Below are 17,774 nucleotides of genomic sequence, written 5' to 3'. Positions count from 1 at the left end.
TCTGCCCGATTTACAGCACTGTTTGCCATACCAAAGCGGCTACTTCAGGCTGTACAGCGCCGAGCTGTGCGGCCCGAGTGTGACATGGAATTCTGTCTGCGCGCCCGGCACATCCTTCTGCTCCCACAGATTCCGCAGACGCCACGAAGACTTCTCCAAACCGAGATCCTTCCACGAGTAGTGCAGCTCAACCGGAGCGGCCGTCAGGTTCACCGCCGCCAGCGCCTTGCGGCCCTTCGGCAGATCCGCCACCCACAGCGCGCGTTCCTTCGTCGACACCGCCGGATGATTCCCCGTCGAGTGCTGATCCACCTCGATCACCTCGTCGTTGGTCAGCAGCGCCTCGGTCTTCGCGTCGATCTTCGTCAGGTTCGCGCCCAGCACCAGCGGCGACCGCGCAATGGACCACAGCGTCAGCAGCGTCCGCGTTTCCTCCGGCGTGAACCGCGACGCACGCGCATCGCCCCATCCCGGGCGCGGCCCCAGGTAGCCGATCGGCAGCATGTCGGCATCCGGCCAGTGCCCGCGCTCTATGTGCGGAGCCCAGTCAGCCAGCAGCCCGGCCTGCGCGGAAAGCGACTGCGGGAACTGCCCCGGCTCGTCCTTCTCGTTCGACCAGACATCCCACACGTCATTCGAGATGCGCCACATCTGCGCGTACTGCCGCACATCGTCGGCTTCGGAGACCGGCGTCGGCCCCGGCGAAAGGCTCAGCACAATCGGCCGCCCGGTCTTGCGGAGCGCCGCCGCCATGCGGTGAATCTCCGCCGCCTGGTAGGGCTTCGAGATGCAGTCCACCTTCAGGAAATCCACGCCCCACGAGGCATAGAGCTTCGCAATCGAATCGTAATAGGCCTGCGCCGCCTCGTTGTCCTTCAGACCATAGTTGTCCCCGTTCCACTCGCACTTGTCCGCCGTATTCGCAGCGTCGGCCGCGTGAAAGGAAGAGTTCGCGATCGGCAGGTTGCGGTCGACGGCTTCGCGCGGAATGCCGCGGATGATGTGAATGCCGAACTTCAGCCCCTGCGCATGCGCATAATCGGCCAGTGCCTTCAGCCCGTCGTCCGGCTGCGCCGAAGGAAAGCGCCCCGCCGCCGGCTCGTAACGGCCATCCGGCGAGACATGGAAGCCCTGCGCCGCGCCTTTTTCTCCGGGATGGTCGAGATACCAGCCTTCGTCGACCACCACGTACTGCCAGCCATGCGGCTGCAGGTGCTGGTGCAGCCAGTCCACATTCGCCTTGAACTCGTCGGCGGTGACGGTCAGCCCGTACGAGTCCCAGCTGTTCCATCCCATCGGCGGCGTAGCCGCGAGCGGCTGTTGCTGTGCGCGCAGCGAAGCAGAAGGCGAAAATAAGGCCGTCAGCAAGAGAACCAGTACGCAAAGGCGGGAAGCGGAAAAGGTTTTCACAGTGCGGCAAGTGTAAACGACTTTCGCGCCCATCAGCATCCATCAGCGCCGGGGTGTATTTTCCCTTCCGCGCCTATACACTGCTCGCGCATGGACGTTCTCGACTGGCTCCTCGATTCCGATCCCGCGATCCGGTGGCAGGCGTTGCGCGACCTCGCCGATGCACCATCCGGGGAGATTGCAGCCGAACGCGCACGCGTTGCGAGCGAAGGCTGGGGTGCGCGGCTGCTGGCGCTGCAGGACAGTGATGGGCAGTGGGCCGGAGGCGCATGCTTTCCCTCTGCCAGCCTCCACTGGCGCGAGAAAGGACAGGGTCAGCCATGGATTTCAACCCTGCCCACACTCCAGCTGCTTGTCGATTTCGGCATCGATCCGGATACCGGCCTCATGCAGCGCGCTATCGACCGCGTGGAAGCAGGCTGCCGCTGGGAGCACGCGGGCCAGCCATTTTTCAGCGGCGAAGTGGAGCCCTGCATCAACGGACGGACGGTGGCTATCGGCGTCTACTTCGGCCGCAACATGGATGCCCTCGTCGAGCGTCTCCTCGTCGAACAGCTCGAAGACGGCGGCTGGAACTGCGAAGCAGAAAACGGCTCGGTCCGCTCGTCCTTTGCAACCACCATCAACGTGCTCGAAGGCCTGCTTGCGCATGAACGGGCGACCGGAGGGTCGCCGCCGCAAATTGCGGCGCGCAAGCGTGGCGAGGACTATCTCCTGGAAAGAAAGCTCTTTCGCCGCAAAAGCACTGGCGATGTCGTGAATCCGGCATGGCTGCAATTCTCATTCCCCACACGCTGGCACTATGACGTACTGCGTGCGCTGGACTACTTCCGCTCCACCGGCGACAGCCCGGATTCGCGCATCGATGAGGCGATCGAACAGCTCAGAGCCAAACGACAACCCGACGGACGATGGCTGCTCGAAAACACGCACCCCGGGCAGGTACACTTCGCACTCGAGGACGGCGACCATCGCCCGAGCCGCTGGAACACACTCCGCGCCCTGCGCGTTCTCCGGTGGTACGAACGCAGGCAGGCCTGAATCGACCACGCAGAAAATGGAACGCGGTCATTTGCACTCACACCCGTATAAGGAGACACACGTGAATCTCACTCATGAATCCGAAACCATCGAACGGCCCGCCTTCCACTACGCGTTTCTTGAGGCGCGCGGACTGTTCTCTGAGGTCGCGCCTCCGCTATGGGGAGAGCTGCCGCCGCTCTTGCCGCAGCTGGATCCGGCATCGATCCGCGAATACCTCGGCCTCAGCGGCATGGACAACACGAAGTCCGGCCCCGAGTCCATGGTCTACCAGGCCGGAGTCTCGCTCGCGCATAGGCCGGAAGGCCTTCCGGCGAAGATGCAGTATCGCCATGCGCCCGGCGGCAAGTATGCGCGCTTCCTGCTCACCGGCCCCTACACGCAGATCGGGATGGCCTTCGATCACATCTTCAAGACGCTCGCGGAGAAGAAGGTAGAGATGCGCCCCGAGTTCTGCATCGAAAACTACCTGAATGATCCCCGGACGACGCCCGTGGAAGAGCTCAGGACAGAGATCCTGATCCCGATCGATTGACGCCAAATCCTCGATGCTTTGCGTCGCTCTGAGCCGTATCGGCCTCTTCTCTTGCATTTGGCAGGATTTTTAGAAGAAGCCTGTGATTGCGGCCGAAGCGAGACAGCGTTATCGTCTCGCGCAGCGGAGGAACCTGCGGTTTGGCCTGCACAGGAAAATGTGTTCCGGAGCCAGCAGTGTTCCGATGCCGGAATTGCTGCCGGCAACGCAACGCCTTACGCGGACTTTTCAGCCATGCGCGCGCGGTGCGTCATCACCTTCGTTACGTTCTTCTCGATGAAATCGGCGAGCACCCGCATCCGCTCGGCGACCTCGCGGCCCAGCGGCGTCAGGCTGTATTCCACCTTCGGAGGCTTGGTCGCATGCACGGTGCGCAGCACAAAGCCATCCTGTTCGAGCGCACGCAGCGTCTGCGCCAGCATCTTCTCGCTCACCCCGCCGATCCGGTAGGCCAGCTCGCTGAAGCGGTAATCACTTTCAAGCAGCAGCACCAGCACCAGCGAACCCCAGCGCGAGGTCACGTTGTCGAGAATGATCCGTGTCGGGCAGTCCGCGGCGAACAGATTTCCTTTGCGGATGCGTACCGTCTTCGTGCTCTTCGGCCATGCCATGCATACAGCTTACCTCCAGGTATGTACTTACGAAAAGTAAGCCGATAGCGATACGCTGAATTTCAGAGGCGCAGATGCCTCGGAGGAGAAGACATCATGATCGTCGTCACCGGAGCTACCGGGCAGCTTGGACAGCTTGTCATAGAATCCCTGCTCACCAGGGTTCCCGCTGGAGAGATTGTCGCCGCCGTGCGCAACCCCGCGAAGGCCGCAGGCTTTGCTGCAAAGGGTGTGCAGGTCCGCGAGGCCGACTACGCACGGCCTGAGACCCTTGCCACCGCGTTCGCAGGCGCAACGAAAGTCCTGCTCATCTCGGGCAATGAAGTAGGCCAGCGCATCCCGCAGCACAAGGCCGTCATCGATGCGGCCAAGGCCGCGGGCGCAAAGCTCATCGCCTACACCAGCCTGCTCCGCGCGGACTCCACGCATCTCGTGCTCGCAACCGAGCACCTTGCGACGGAGGAGTATCTGAGGGCGAGCGGCGTGCCCTTCGCACTGCTGCGCAACGGCTGGTACACCGAGAATCACACTGCCGGCATCCCCGCGGTGCTCGAGCACGGCGTTGTTCTCGGAGCATCCGGTGAGGGCCGTTTCGCTACCGCTGCCCGCGCCGACTATGCCGAGGCCGCAGCCGTGGTGCTCGCGGGCGAAGGCCATGAGAACAAGATCTATGAACTCGCAGGCGACTCTGCCTACACGCGCGCCGAGTTTGCTGCCGAGTTAAGCCGGCAGACCGGCAAAGCCATCGCCTACCAGAACCTACCCGAGGCCGAATTCGAAAAGATTCTTTCCGGCTTCCTGCCGCCGGAGCTCGCGCACATCCTTGCCGACGCGGATGCACACGCCGCGAAAGGCGCGCTCGACGACAGCTCGCGCACGCTGAGCCGCCTCATCGGCCACCCCACCACGCCATCGGTGGAAACGATCGCCGCCGCGCTCCGCTAACTGCACACACGAATGCGGCGGCAGTGAGACATCCTGCCGCCGCATTTGAAGCCTTGCTCTGCGCTAGGCCTGCTTGCGCAGCGAGACGAACGTACCCCGCCCCTTGTCGCGCGTCACGTAGCCCTCGAGGCGCAGCTCATAGAAGGCCTGCCGCACCACGGCGCGGCTTACATCGAGGCACCGCGAAAAATCCACCTCGGAGGGCACACCGTCGCCTTCGCACAGATCCCCTGCCTCGATCTTGTACAGCAGCCAGTTCTTGATCTGCTGATACAGCGGCACAAAGCTGTCGCGATTCAACCGGCAATCGATCCGGTCTGGCATTTCATCCTCCGCCTGCACGATGCGCATTCCCTTTCCCTGCATCTTCATTCGCCTCGCACCGCCAGCAGCGGATCGACCAGGGCCGCGCGCCGCGCAGGCAGCACCGTGGCCAGCATCGCGATCGCCAGCATCACAACTGCCGCGCCTCCCAGCACCAGAGGATCGCGCGGCCCCAGCCCGAAGAGCAGCGAGCGCAACAGCTCAGAGACCGCCACAGCACCCAGCAGCCCCAGCACGCAGCCTGCCAGGGCAACCTTCATTCCGGACGCGAGCACCAGCTGCAGCAAGCGTCCGCGGCTTGATCCCAGCGCCATGCGAATCGCCAGCTCCTGCCGCCGCGCGGCCACAGAAAACGCAATCACGCTGTAGATGCCGAGCACACTCAACAACAACGCAGCCAGCGCAAAGCTCGAGATGAGAACCGTGTTGAATCGTCGCGGCGCTTCGCTCTCCGAAACCACACGCGCCAGCGGCTGCATCTGGTAGAGCGGCAGTCCCGGATCGACATGCTGTACGACGTTACGCAGAGCCTCCTGCATTTGTTCCGGCTGTACGGCGGTTCGTAAGACAATCCACCCGGCATAGTCCGTCAGCTCACCCGATGACGCCAGCGATCCTTCCGACTCTGCCGACTGCGACGCAGGCTGGTAGAACTGCTCCATGGTCTTGTCATCGGCCGCCCCCATCTTCACGTCTTCCACTTCGCCTACCACCGTCATCCACGGCGACAAAGTCTCCGGCATACCGCGACGAATGCGTTTGCCCACCGGGTTCCGCCCCGGCCAATAGTGCTCGGCGAACTTGCGATTCACAATCGCCACCAGCGGCGCTCCTGGCTTATCCGCATCCGTGAATACGCGGCCGCGCCGAAGGCGAACACCCAGTGCGGCAAAAGGATCGCCCTCAACCAACGAGGCTGCGACCATATGCAAACCCTCGCTCTTTGGCGAAACATATTCGTCAGGAATCACCGAAAGCCCCGTGCTGTTACCGTCTGCGGGCAGCATGGATGTAATCCCTACCGCCTTTACGCCCGGAAGCGCTCGCAGCTGTTCCTGCAGCTGCTGCACAAAGCCATCGATCTGAATCTGGCGAGTATAGTGCTGCAGCGGAAGCACGTAGAGAGCGGCCAGCGTATGATCCGGCTGAAAGCCGGGGTCGACTTCGCGCATCTTTTCAAAGCTGCGCAGCAGCAGGCCGGATGCCGTCAGCAGCACCATCGCCACCGCGATTTCGCCCATCACAAGGATCGTTCGCAGCCGTGCATGGCTCCCGCCCGCGGTCCCTGTGCGGCCTCCTTCCTTGAGCGTCTCATTCACGCTGGTGCGGACGGCAGCAAAGGCCGGGGCCAGGCCGCAGAGGAAGCCGGTGAGCGCCGTGATCCCCAGCGCAAATCCCAGCACGGTCCCATCCAGCCCGATCTCGTGCAGGCGCGGCAGCGTCTCGGGCAGGAATCGCACACCCACGCGCAGCGCCACCCATGCGAAGGCCATACCCAGCACCCCACCGGCGGTGCTCAGCATCAGGCTCTCCACCACCGCCTGCCTCAGCAGCGCCCCGGCGCGCGCGCCCAGAGCCAGCCGCACCGCAATCTCCCGCCTCTTTCCGATAGACCGCACCAGCAGCAGGCTGGCCAGATTCGCGCATACGATCAGCTGCACAACGGCCACAGCGTAGAAGAGCATTCGCAGCAGAGGCTTCGCCTGGTTGACAGTGTCATCGCGCTGCGGCTTCACGACACTGCGAATTCTCAGGCTGCTCATAAATGCCGGATAGTCGCGCATCGTGGCCTGCGCCACGCGCTGCGCATCCTGCTCTGCCTGCTCCGGCGTTACACCCGGAGCTAGACGCCCCACCATGCGCATACTCCACGAGGCTGCCGAGCCGGCCGCAAATTCCCACGGCTCCAGACTCATCGGCACCCACAATTTCGCCTGGTAAAGATGCCCGGGGATCAGCGGGAACTCGAAGCCATGCGGCATCACGCCGGTCACCGTGTAAGGCTTGCGTTCAATGAGAATCTTCGTACCCACCACCGCCGGGTCGCCATGATAACGGCTTTGCCACAGGCTGTAGCTCAGCACCACCAGCGGCTCGCGGCGATCGTCTTCGGCCTGCGTAAAGACTCTTCCCAGCAACGGCTGGATGCCCAGCGCAGCGAAGGCCTCACCGCTCATGCGTGCCGCATCGATGGCCACGGGCTCGCCACCGCCAGAAAGCTCAAAGTACGCGCCCTGGTAGCCGCCAAGATGCGCAAAGCTGTGTGTATCCCGCATGTAGTTGCGCACATCCTGCGCCGTGACGGAAGGGCGTGAGCAGAATGAGCAGTTCGAGCTCTCGAGCACATCACCCAGCATCATAAGACGGCCCGGCTCTGGGAACGGCAGCGGCCGCAGCAGCACACCTTCCACGATGGAGAAGATCGTCGTTGTCGCACCAATCCCGAGGGCCAGCATCAGGATCGCCGTGAGCGCAAAGCCCGGCGACTGCCGCAGCTGCCGCCACGCGTACCGCAGTTCCATCGATAGTCGAGCCATGCCCTGAAACGCCCTTTCCTCGCGATGCTGCTGCTTGATTGGCTCCACGTCCCCATACGCGCGCCTTGCCGCACGCCTCGCCTCGTCCGCGGCCATCCCCTGCGCGAGAAATTCGTCTTCCAGGAATGCCAGATGCCCCGCGATTTCGCGCTCCAGCTCCTCCTCCTGCCGCTCATTCGCGAACAGGCTGCGCCCCCGTTGCAGCAAGCGCCGTATGGCTTTCATCGCTAGCTCTCCTCGAGCAGCACGCGTTCCATAAGTCCGGCCATCTGCCTCCATCGCGCCGTCTCCGCGGCCAGGGCCTTCTCGCCCGCCTTCGTGATGGAGTAAAACTTCGCCTCGCGATTGTTCTCCGTCATCCCCCAGCTGCCCTTGATCCATCCATACTGCTCGAGCCGCACCAGCGCCGGATAAAGCGTGCCCTGGTTCAGCTGCAGCAGGCTGTCGGAGACCTGCTGCAGCCGCGTGGCGATCTGGTAGGCGTGACGCGGCCCCATGGACGAGAGCGTGCGGAGGATGATCAAGTCCAGCGTGCCCTGCAGGAGCTGTATCGAATTTTTTTCTTTACTAGACATCCAAGTGATCCCGTCAGCAGAATCCTCCAGATTCCACTGGAATGTCAAGTGGAACTTCCTGGAGGCTGCCACCCCGGCTGACTCCATTTTCATTACAACTTCGCGCAGACCTCCCGCACCCGCTCACGGAACCATGCATAGAGCGGCTCCTGCTCGAGGCGCGGATGCCAGCTCATCGTGTAGGAGAAGCCGCGTATCTCCTTTGGCGGCTCGATCGTACGCACGCGCGCATGCCTGGCCGCGAGTTTCGCGAGCCGGCGCGGCACGGTGAGCACCAGCCGCGTATTTTCGAGCGCCAGCACGCCGGGCACGAAGAACGGCACGTGCAGAACACCCCGCCGATGGTGCCCGGCCTCGGCCAGCGGCCTGTCGACCAGCGTCTGGCGTCCCGCTTCCGTATCAATAACGATGTGCCCCTGCGCGAGATACTCCCGCAAAGCGAATCGCTTGCCCGCAAAAGGATGCTCCTTCGCCACCAGGCACACAAAATACTCTTCAAAGAGCACCTCTACGCGCAAGGCCGAAGGCGCATCCAGCGGGCTGAAGATCATATCCGCCCGCCCCGCCTCCACATCCTCGAAGCTGCGGTCCTGTATCGGCGCAATCTCCAGCCGCAGCCCCGGCGCTCGCTCCTGCTGCATCCGCATCAACCCGGGCAACAGGAGCGACGCGGCAAAGTCCGTCATGGAAAGCCGCACGCGCTCCCTGCTGCGCTCCGGCGCGAAACTCTCGCCCGCCCATAGCTGTTCCAACCTCGGCAGAAGCAACTCCAGCTCGCGCAACAGTACGCTTCCGCGAGCCGTCAGCTCGTAGCCGCCGCGGCGGCCCGCCAGCAGCTCATCCTCCAGCAGCTCGCGCAGCCGCTCGAAGGCCCGGCTCATGGCGGGCTGGCTCAGGTTCACCTGCTGCGCGGCGCGCGTCACGCTGCGCTCCTTCAGCAGGGCATACAGGGGCAGCAGCAGGTTCAGGTCGAGATTGCGAAGATGCACTGGACGCATGATCCGCATGCTAACAATGCATGATTCTCCAGTCACTCTTTTCTCCTCTAAAGCGATGAAAGGGAGAGAAACCATGAGCAAACTTCTCGCAAACAAGATCGCTATCGTTACCGGGGCTGGACGCGGCATCGGTGCCGCAATCGCCCGCCGCTTCGCCGCCGAAGGTGCGAGCGTCGTCGTCAACTATGCGCGCAGCCAGGCCGAAGCCGAGGCCGTCGTCAGCTCCATCCAGCAGGCAGGCGGACGCGCGGTAGCCGTGCAGGGTGACGTCTCCACGCGCGAGGGCGCAGCCGCAGCTTTCAATGCAGCCGAACAGCACTTTGGCAAGCCGGACATCCTCATCAACAACGCCGGCCTCATCCTCTACAAGCCCGTCGCCGCAGTCAGCGAAGAAGAGTACGACCGCCTTTTCGCGGTGAACGTGAAAGGCACATTCCTCACCAGTCAGCTCGCCGTTACGCGCCTGAACGACGGCGGTTCCATCATCAACTTCTCGTCATCCACCACCGCGCTCATGCTGCCCACGTATGCGATCTACGTCGCGACGAAAGGCGCCGTAGAGCAGTTCAGCCACGTGCTCGCCAAGGAGCTCGGCTCGCGCAAAATCCGCGTGAACGTCGTCTCACCCGGCCCCGTCGATACCGATCTCTTCAACCAGGGCAAGACCGAGGAAGACCGCAAGCGCATGGCCAGCCTCGCGGCTTTCAACCGTCTCGGCACGCCGGAGGACATCGCCGGCGTCGTGACGCTGCTCGTCTCCGATGATGCCGCATGGATCTCCGGCCAGAATATTCGCGCCAACGGCGGACTCATCTAAGCAGATACAGAAAGGGCACAGCAGAACCCTTCTGCTGTGCCCTTTTATATTCGTAACAGTAGTAGATACAAATCAGTTTCCGGCGGCTAATCCCAGCGCCACTTTGCCCAGATGCTTCGGCGTTGTGGCGGACGTACCGCTCACTGCGGCGAACTGGCCCGCGGCGGCATGTTCTGGTGCAAGCACGTAGCTTGTACCCGCCTCCGCAGGAAGCGTCAGGACGTTGCCGGAGAGCTGCACTCTGCGCGCAGAGTGCGCACCTTGCACCGTCAGCTGCACCGCCTGCCCGCGCCATGGATTCTCCACCTTCAGCGGCCCGCTCGTCCCGGCCTCGATCACCGCAGTCGTGATGGCGCCGGCATGGGTCTCCACATCGACCTTCGTACGGCCGCGCACCCACACACTGCCCGCAATGTCCCAACCCGGAGGAATCGCAGGGGCGATGCGAATCGTGCCGTCCACATTCTGCGCCAGCGCTTCATCGAGCGCCGTGGTCACCACGCCGATCTGCTCGATATAGAACTCGCCGCCTTCACCGCCCCAGTTCGCAAAGCCGTTCGGATACTGCTGATACTCCTCCGTCAGCGTCACCAGCGTCGATGCCACATCCTTGCCAAGCCCAAGCCGCGCCGCCTGGATCGGATCGAAGCTCCAGTCCTCTTTTGTCGGATACGGTCGATGCTCGAAGGTCTGCCGCTCAACTGCAAACAGCGGCGAGTCCGGCGTAATCATGCCCCAGGGCCACACCGGCTCCAGGCCAAGATTCTCCACGTTGTGATTCTCCGTCGCCGGATTATAGGAGTCCGCAACGACCGCATCTGCGCCTTCACTGCTTAACACATGAACCGGCTTTCCAGCTTCGGTCAACGGCAACGGAGGAATCTTCTTCAACGCGTCCTCGAGCTTCGCCGCAAGCTCCGCATCTGTATGCAGCAGCCGCGCAGCATCCAGCGTCTCCTTATAAAGCGTCTTCCGCGCGCACAGGTCGAGAATCGAGTCCTTCACATCCCACTGTGTTTCGTGCGCATTTGTCGGGCTGGTGTGATTCAACCCGTCTGGCCCCGGCTTCTCGTAACTCAGCAGAAAGCGCGCCGCGGCCACCATCACGGGATAGTTCTCTTCCAGAAACTTCCGGTCGCCGGTCACGAGATACTGCTGCCAGATCCAGTAGCCTACCTCCGCGCCTGTCGAAATAGTGCGGGCGTTGTAGTAAGGCTGCGAACCGGCATCGCAGTTCAAACCGATGACGCCCTTGCCGCCCTTGTCCATGCCCCACGTTTCGAACTCGTAGCCCGGCCCGTTGAAGCGCATGGTTTCCGGCACGCAGATGCCCTCGCGGCCGCCCATGTGCTCCTTCGTCCATGCTTCGATATTTGCAAGGTTTTCACGATAGAGCCGGAAGTAAGGCTCATTTAGCTCCGGCAGACCCGCGCCGAGATTCGCCGCCACCTGCATGCGCAGGTTCCAGTGCCAGTACGCACCGGGGTCCCAGTTGTGGCTGTCGCGCACCGACGAAAACATGTCCGCCAACCCCGCCTGCGAACCGGGAAACTCGCTGCCGCTCTGCGCCGCCGAGGTGAAGAGGAACAGCGTGCGCAGGCTCTCCATGTATTCGCCCGTGCCGTCGGACGATGCGACCTTGATCAGTCCGGCCCGGCTCCAGAAGCGATGCCACCACGCTTCATGCGCATCCGCGCTCACCGGGGTGAGCGACTTCACCGCGATGCTGCGTGCATCCCCCGCGCCCTCACCGTTGTAACCGGGAGCCGCGACGCGCAGCGTGAAATGCCCTCGCTCATCCGGCAGAAACTTCAGCGTGATCGCGTGTGTATCTTTACTCGCACTCAGATTCTTCAGCCCCGCGCTGCTCACCGCCGCAAGCGATCCGAACGGCCTCCCCGTCGCACCCGGTTCCGTGTTGTCTTTCCACGTCTCGGCCAGCGTGCCCACTTCATCCCTCAACTCCACCTGCGGAGTGCGCGGAGGCCACAGAGACAGCACCGCCGTCTGCTCGGCATGCGGATCAAGACCCGTCACATCCACCACCAGCGCGTCTGTATCCGCCTCCACCCACGCCTTCAAATGAACGCCTGCGCCCTGCTCCTCGAAGGTTCCGTTGTAGAGATCGAGCCTTGCCTTGTAGTCCTTCGCCGAAGTGAGTACCGCCAATGACGGAATCGAGAGCTGTCCCGGCGAGAGCCGTCGCGGCAACGTGTCCGCGCGATTCAACTGCGCGGTAAATCCATCCGCGGACCACACCGCAACGCCCAGCCGGCCATTGCCCATCGGCAGCGCCTCACGCGCCAGCAGATTCGGCCGCTCCAGCACAATGTCCGAACGTCCCACGACGCCGGGCACGTCGACGACAAACGCCTTGCCCGACCACGCGGTGGTGGCGGCGGACAGCGGAGTGAAGGCAGAGAGCACAGGAATCGCAACAGCACACAAACAAGAAAAGAATTTCACGATGTCATCCGAAGGGAGTAAGAAGTCCTCAGCATCATACGCGCCGCACTATCATGGACACATGACCGACCTTTCGCTTCACGAGCGCGCACGCCGCATCAAGCTCTTTCTCATGGACGTCGATGGCACACTCACCGACGGCGGCGTCTGCCTTATCGCTCACCCCGACGGCACAGGCCTCGCCGAGATGAAAGTCTTCAACTCCGCCGACGGCGCCGGTCTCAAGCTCGCTCACATCATGGGCATCAAGACCGGCTTCATCACCGGCCGCAAGTCGCCTGCCGTGCAACAACGCGCGAAGGAACTGCTCGTCGATTACGTCTACCTCGGCCAGGCCACCAAGATGCAGGCCTTCGAGGAGTGTCTGGCCAACGCCGGCGTCACCGCCGATGAAGTCGCCTACATGGGCGATGACCTTCCCGATCTGCCGGTGATGCAGCGCTCCGGCCTTGCCGTCGCCGTCGCCAACGCTGTAGCTGAAGTAAAGGCTGGCGCTCATTACATCACCGAACTCGGAGGTGGCAAAGGCTCGGCACGCGAAGTCATCGAACTGATCCTGAAGTCACAGGGACGCTGGGAAGAGGCCATCCCCAAGGCTCTTGCGTAGCGAAGAATCCGGGTGCCCCACCTCTCGGTTCTGAGAGGTGGGAATGCAAGCCGCCCACCAGGATTGTCATTCCGACCGAAGCGAGACGTCTTTGGTCTCGCGCAGCGGAGGAACCTGCAGTTCTCTGAGCAAGGATGCCAAAACCGCGCCCAGCGTAGCGCGCGCCAAAGGCGGATCGCGTTCCACCCTATCCCCGCCTTACTGCACGACTTCAACCGGGCCCAGTTCCACCTTCGTCCCGGACTGGCGCAGCTTCTTCGCAGCGTTATCCCACTCGAGCTTCGTGATCTGCGCCGCGCCTTTCTCGTAGGCCTCGGTCGTGCCGTCATCGTCATAGAGAGTGAAGCTCGCATCCGCGCCCGGATACACCTTCACACCTGCGATCGCCTGCTTTTCCTTCGTGCTCAGCACAGGCGCACCCAGCGGCAGGATGGAACCCGCGCGCACGAACAGCGGAATCGTATCGATCGGCGCCTGCACCGTCACCGTCTGCCCGCCATGCAGCTTCTCGTTGGTCCAGTAGTTGTACCAGTCCGAGCCCGCAGGCAGGTACACCTCGCGCGTCGTCGCGCCCTGGTCCGTCACCGGAGCCACGAGGAACGCGGGCCCCAGCATGTACTCATCCTTGATCTCCCCAGCCTTCGCATCCTCCGGGAAGTCCATGAACAGCGCACGCATCGAAGGCGCGCCGGTTTGGTACACATGGTAAGCAGTCGAATAGATGTACGGCATCAGCGTGTAACGCAGCTTCAGGTACTTCTCGAGGATCGGCTCGGCCTCATGCCCATACGACCACGTTTCGTTGAAGTTCCTGCTGCCATGCGTGCGGAAGATAGGCAGGAAGGTCGCGTACTCGAACCAGCGCGTGTAGAGCTCCGGATAATCGTCATAGCCGCCCACGTTATCGCGCGCATCGGATGGGTCCAGCAGCGGCTTGTGCGCGGGGTGATGCTCGCCCGGCAGATACTGCCATCCGCCCGTATCGTTGCTCCAGTTCGCGATGCCCGAGGCCGTCAGGTCGAGACCCGTCGGCACCTGTCGCTTCAGCGTGTCCCACGTGGGGAAGATGTCCGAAGACCACACGATCACACCGTTCTTCTGAATGCCCGTGTACGCGTCGCGTGAAAGAATCAGCGGGCGCTCGTTCGTATCGCGGCGGAAACCATCGGCAATGGCGGCGGTGTGGAAGAGCGGATACGGATTATAAAACTCCGTGCCCGGCCCAATGAAGAAGTAGCTGCCCTGCGGCGGAAGATCCGGCTCGGTCTCATCAGCCCAGATGGAGCTGAAGCCCTTGCTCAGGATATTGTCCTTGATCGCGTTCCAGTACCACTTCGCCGCGGCGGGGTTCGTCGTGTCGATATCCGAACCCGCCTTGTCATACGGCAGTCCATCGGTCGGCGTACCGTCGGCCTTGTGCTCGAACCAGCCGTTCTTCAGGATCGTGTCGTAGTAGCGCGAATCGGGCACGTAGCGCGGCCACACGCTGATCATCGTCGAGATGCCCATCTTGTGCAGCTCGTCGTTCATCCCCTTCGGATCCGGCCACAGCGTCGGATCGAAATCCATCTGGCCCATCTTCGTGTAGTAGAACCAGTCCACCACGATCGTATCCAGCGGCAACCCGCGGTCGCGATAGCCCTTCGCTACCGCCATCACTTCGGCCTGCGAGCGATAGCGCTGCTTGCACTGGATATACCCATACGCCGACTTCGGCAACAGCGGCGTTGCGCCGGTCAGCAGACGATAGCCCTCGTAGATCTCGTCCGTCGTCTTGCCCGCGATCACGAAGAAGCTCACACGGTCGCCCACCTGCGAATCCCACCGCGTTTGCTCGTTGAAGCCGGGTATGATCGTCGTCTTCGAAGGGTTATCCCAAAGGATGCCGTAGCCCTTATTTGTAACCAGGAACGGCACACATGAGCTCGGCCCCGCCGGCGCGGTGTAGTCCTGCCAGCAGCGCACCGTCTGTCCACGATGATCGAGCAGGCCTTCCTGGTTCTCACCCAGGCCGTAGTAGTGCTCGTCCGCAGGCGAGACAAAGCTCGCACCCACCTCGTAAAACGGATCGTCCGTAGGCCGCCGCTGGTTCAGGATCTCCGCATTGGCGTCCTTCGCATTCGGCACCGACATCTGCCAACCCTGCATGTGCGCCAGCTCGCGCCCTTCCGCCGTGCGGAAGTCAATATCCGCTCCCGGCGTCGACCCACCGAAGAACTTGCCGATATCGATCTGCGTCTGCACCGGCTTCCACGGATGATCGCCCGCCAGCGTCACCGTCATGCGCGACGACGCATAGACGGTGTTGCCGTCGCGCTTCTCCACCTTCCAGCCTGCATCGTCGGGCTTCGCCGTGACGCCATATCCCGGGCCGGCCAGCGCCTTGTCCTTCAGCAGGCTCAGCGTCACGCGCACAATGTTCGGCGCATACGGTTCAAAAACGATGGTGCTGTTGCCCTTGCTGAGGACCACACTTCCTGGCGAGGACGAAGCCTGGGCAGCGGCAAAGGAGGCGGGCAGCAGGACAGAGAGTGCGGCAGAGAGAAGAAAACGCTTCATTGAAACTCCGGAAATCGCTACCCCGAAAAACTATCACAATGTGAAGAAAAAGGTTTTAGTTGAGGCTTTTTCCCGATTTCGGCAGCCATTTTCGCCTCGGCGCAGCGGAAGAGTCTTCCGCTTTTTCCGCCGACTGCTCCAGCGGCGCTACCTCGGCCCCGGGCTCAGATAAAGCCTCCGACGTGGAAGCTTCGGGAGTGCTCTGCGGCTCCTTCACCTGCGATGCCGGCTTCCACTTCCTGCGAGGAGTCGCAGGCGCTTCCTGCTCCACAGGCCTTTCTTCCTCAGCCGCCACAGGCTCGGTGACGGCGTGCTGAATAGTCTGCTGAACAGGTGCGGCAACGGGCTGCTCTTCAGCCACAACCTCCGCCATCGCCTCAGCACCCTGCCCGTTCTCGACAGCCTCCAGCAGCAGCTCAGCGACATCCTTCACGACGATGGAATCTGTCGCGCCCGGTGCGCTTGCAAGCATGCTCTTGCAGAACGGACATCCCACGGCCAACACGCCGTTTGCCGCGCCCGCAAGCGTCTCCTTCGCCTCGCGCATGCGGTTCGCGGCAATCCGCTCCGTCCCCGGCTCTTCTTCCTTCCAGAACTGCGCCCCGCCCGCACCGCAGCAGAAGGAATTCTCCCGGGCACGCGGCATCTCGGAGACCTTACCGATCTGTTGCAGCACCGCGCGCGGTGCGTCGTAGACGCCGTTGTGCCGCCCCAGGTAACACGGATCGTGATAGGCAATCGTTGCGGAGGCCGCTTGCGGCGTGAGCTTTCCCTGCTCGAGCAACGAGGCCAACAGTTCACTGTGGTGCACCACCGTATATGCGCCACCCAGCTGCCGGTATTCGTGCCCGATGGCATTCAGGCAATGCGGACAGCTCGCCACGATCGTCTTCGACCGCACACTGTTTAACGTCGCAACATTTTTCTCGGCCAGCGCGCGATACAGCACCTCGTTGCCTGCGCGCCGCGCGCTGTCGCCGGTGCAGCACTCACGCTTGCCCAGCACCGAGAAGCTCACACCTGCATGCGTCAGCAGCTTCACCAGCGCTCTTGCGGTACGCTGTGCCTGCGGATCGTAACTTGCCGCGCAGCCCACCCAGTACAGCACCTCGGCATCAGGATTCTCTTCCACCGTCGGCACCCGCAGTCCCTCGGCCCACTGCATCCGCTGTTCGTGGTTGATACCCCACGGATTCTGCGTGCGCTCCATCCCGCGAAAGGCCGACTGCCACTGCTGCGGAAACACCCCGGCCATCATCACCTGCTGCCGCCGCACCTCGACGACGTCCAACATCGGCGCGTCTTCCACAGGACACACCTCGACACACGCACCACATGTCGTGCACGCCCACGCGGCCTCCGGCGTCAACGCGAACTCGAGCAGCGGCCTCGGGCTCGCCTCTCCATGATCGAAGCCCGTGCCCGCGAGTCTGTTCAGCTCCATGCGCTTGTTGATCTCGATCGCCGAAGGGCTCAGCGCCTTGCCCGTGGCTGTTGCCGGACACACCTGCTGGCACCGGTTGCACTGGATGCACGCATACGCGTCGAGCAGCCGCGGCCACGCAAGATCCTCAAGCCTCTCCGCGCCGACCGGAGCGACATCTTCCGCCTCCAGATCCACTTCCACCAGAGGCAGCACACCCGAACCAGCTTCACGCTTCACCAGCGAATTCACCGGCGCAAGCAGCAGGTGCATGTGCTTCGAGTACGGAAAGTACGAGAGGAAGATGAGCACGCTGCCCAGCGCACCCCAGTAGCCAAACTCGCGCCACGCCTGCGCATGCTGTACCGGAATCATCCGCGCGATGGAGCTCGCAAACGGTTGCCACGAGTCATATCTATGCGGGGATGGGGCCTGCGCGAGCCGCGCACCCGCGCCTACCGCGCGGCTGCCCACATGGAACAGGATGAACGTCGAGACAGTCAGCGAATCCCGGGCGATCTTTCCGTGGCGGACGTCATTCTGTAACAGTGTCTGATCGTTGAATACGAAATCGCGCCGCGCAGGGAGAAGAAATCGCCGCGCTACCAGAGCGACCACACCCAGCAGCACCAGCGCGCTCAGCACATCGGCGAAGAGGTTGTACGCCGCTCCCCATGCGTTTTCCGACGAGACAAGCAGCGGCACGAATCCATCCACTGCATCGACAAGATTCACAAGGATGTAGAAGACGAAGCCGTAAAAAATGAACGCGTGAAATACTCCCACCCACCGCCGCCTGCGAAAGGTCCGCGCCTGCATCAATGTCGTGGTGAGCGCGTAGACGATCCTTCGCGGCAGATCATTCCAGTGCGGCTCTGCATCCGCGCGCCCACGCCGGATGCGACGGTACACGCCATAAAATCCGC

General features: G+C 62.8%; 14 protein-coding genes. 5 read left to right on the top strand and 9 right to left on the bottom strand.

What is annotated here, in order from left to right; all coding sequences use genetic code 11:
- Positions 1-39 precede the first annotated feature (39 nt).
- Positions 40-1,368: a glycoside hydrolase family 27 protein gene (locus tag QM649_RS06775; protein WP_415198262.1), complete on the bottom strand. Its 1,329-nt coding sequence runs from the start codon at positions 1,366-1,368 to the stop codon at positions 40-42.
- A gap of 132 nt (positions 1,369-1,500) precedes the next feature.
- Between QM649_RS06775 and QM649_RS06770 the strand changes: the two genes are divergently transcribed.
- Both QM649_RS06770 and QM649_RS06765 read left to right on the top strand, forming a co-directional pair.
- The gene (locus QM649_RS06770) at positions 1,501-2,451 is read left to right on the top strand and encodes a squalene cyclase (protein ID WP_415198261.1); all 951 of its coding nucleotides are present in this window, start codon (positions 1,501-1,503) and stop codon (positions 2,449-2,451) included.
- Positions 2,452-2,512: 61 nt separating this feature from the next.
- A complete protein-coding gene (locus tag QM649_RS06765) occupies positions 2,513-2,986 on the top strand; it encodes a GyrI-like domain-containing protein (protein WP_415198260.1) in 474 nt (157 codons plus the stop codon).
- A 215-nt stretch (positions 2,987-3,201) separates the two neighbouring features.
- Here QM649_RS06765 and QM649_RS06760 read toward each other — a convergent pair whose 3' ends face one another.
- Entirely contained in the window at positions 3,202-3,597 is a 396-nt protein-coding gene (locus QM649_RS06760; protein WP_415198259.1) for a winged helix-turn-helix transcriptional regulator, read from the bottom strand.
- A 96-nt stretch (positions 3,598-3,693) separates the two neighbouring features.
- Here QM649_RS06760 and QM649_RS06755 point away from each other — a divergent pair, with 96 nt between their 5' ends.
- A complete protein-coding gene (locus QM649_RS06755) occupies positions 3,694-4,542 on the top strand; it encodes an SDR family oxidoreductase (protein WP_415198258.1) in 849 nt (282 codons plus the stop codon).
- 63 nt (positions 4,543-4,605) lie between these two features.
- Here QM649_RS06755 and QM649_RS06750 read toward each other — a convergent pair whose 3' ends face one another.
- The 4 genes from QM649_RS06750 to QM649_RS06735 form a co-directional block, all read right to left on the bottom strand.
- Entirely contained in the window at positions 4,606-4,893 is a 288-nt protein-coding gene (locus QM649_RS06750) for a GntR family transcriptional regulator (RefSeq protein WP_415198257.1), read from the bottom strand.
- Between the two features lie 17 nt (positions 4,894-4,910).
- Positions 4,911-7,628, bottom strand: coding sequence for an ABC transporter permease (locus QM649_RS06745; protein WP_415198256.1), 2,718 nt, complete (start codon positions 7,626-7,628; stop codon positions 4,911-4,913).
- A 2-nt stretch (positions 7,629-7,630) separates the two neighbouring features.
- Positions 7,631-7,978, bottom strand: a complete 348-nt coding sequence (locus QM649_RS06740; protein WP_415198255.1) for a PadR family transcriptional regulator — start codon at positions 7,976-7,978, stop codon at positions 7,631-7,633.
- Positions 7,979-8,070: 92 nt separating this feature from the next.
- Positions 8,071-8,985 (bottom strand): LysR substrate-binding domain-containing protein, encoded by a 915-nt coding sequence (locus QM649_RS06735; protein WP_415198254.1) that lies wholly within the window; start codon positions 8,983-8,985, stop codon positions 8,071-8,073.
- Positions 8,986-9,049: 64 nt separating this feature from the next.
- On the opposite strand from QM649_RS06735, the gene QM649_RS06730 reads away from it, so the two are divergent.
- Positions 9,050-9,793: an SDR family oxidoreductase gene (locus tag QM649_RS06730; RefSeq protein ID WP_415198253.1), complete on the top strand. Its 744-nt coding sequence runs from the start codon at positions 9,050-9,052 to the stop codon at positions 9,791-9,793.
- A 72-nt stretch (positions 9,794-9,865) separates the two neighbouring features.
- Here QM649_RS06730 and QM649_RS06725 read toward each other — a convergent pair whose 3' ends face one another.
- Positions 9,866-12,259 (bottom strand): glycosyl hydrolase family 95 catalytic domain-containing protein, encoded by a 2,394-nt coding sequence (locus QM649_RS06725; protein WP_415198252.1) that lies wholly within the window; start codon positions 12,257-12,259, stop codon positions 9,866-9,868.
- A 61-nt stretch (positions 12,260-12,320) separates the two neighbouring features.
- On the opposite strand from QM649_RS06725, the gene QM649_RS06720 reads away from it, so the two are divergent.
- Positions 12,321-12,866 carry a KdsC family phosphatase gene (locus tag QM649_RS06720; RefSeq protein WP_415198251.1) on the top strand — a complete coding sequence of 182 codons (546 nt, stop codon included), beginning with the start codon at positions 12,321-12,323 and terminating at the stop codon, positions 12,864-12,866.
- A 198-nt stretch (positions 12,867-13,064) separates the two neighbouring features.
- Here the strand turns inward: QM649_RS06720 and QM649_RS06715 are convergent, their stop codons facing one another.
- Both QM649_RS06715 and QM649_RS06710 read right to left on the bottom strand, forming a co-directional pair.
- Entirely contained in the window at positions 13,065-15,425 is a 2,361-nt protein-coding gene (locus QM649_RS06715; RefSeq protein WP_415198250.1) for a TIM-barrel domain-containing protein, read from the bottom strand.
- 55 nt (positions 15,426-15,480) lie between these two features.
- Positions 15,481-17,760 (bottom strand): heterodisulfide reductase-related iron-sulfur binding cluster, encoded by a 2,280-nt coding sequence (locus QM649_RS06710; RefSeq protein ID WP_415198249.1) that lies wholly within the window; start codon positions 17,758-17,760, stop codon positions 15,481-15,483.
- Positions 17,761-17,774: the final 14 nt, after the last annotated feature.

Source organism: Silvibacterium sp. (genome assembly GCF_047605705.1).
Classification (GTDB): Bacteria; Acidobacteriota; Terriglobia; order Terriglobales; family Acidobacteriaceae; genus Silvibacterium.
Note: the sequence above shows the minus strand (reverse complement) of the source record. Positions and strands in the feature narration are given on the sequence as shown.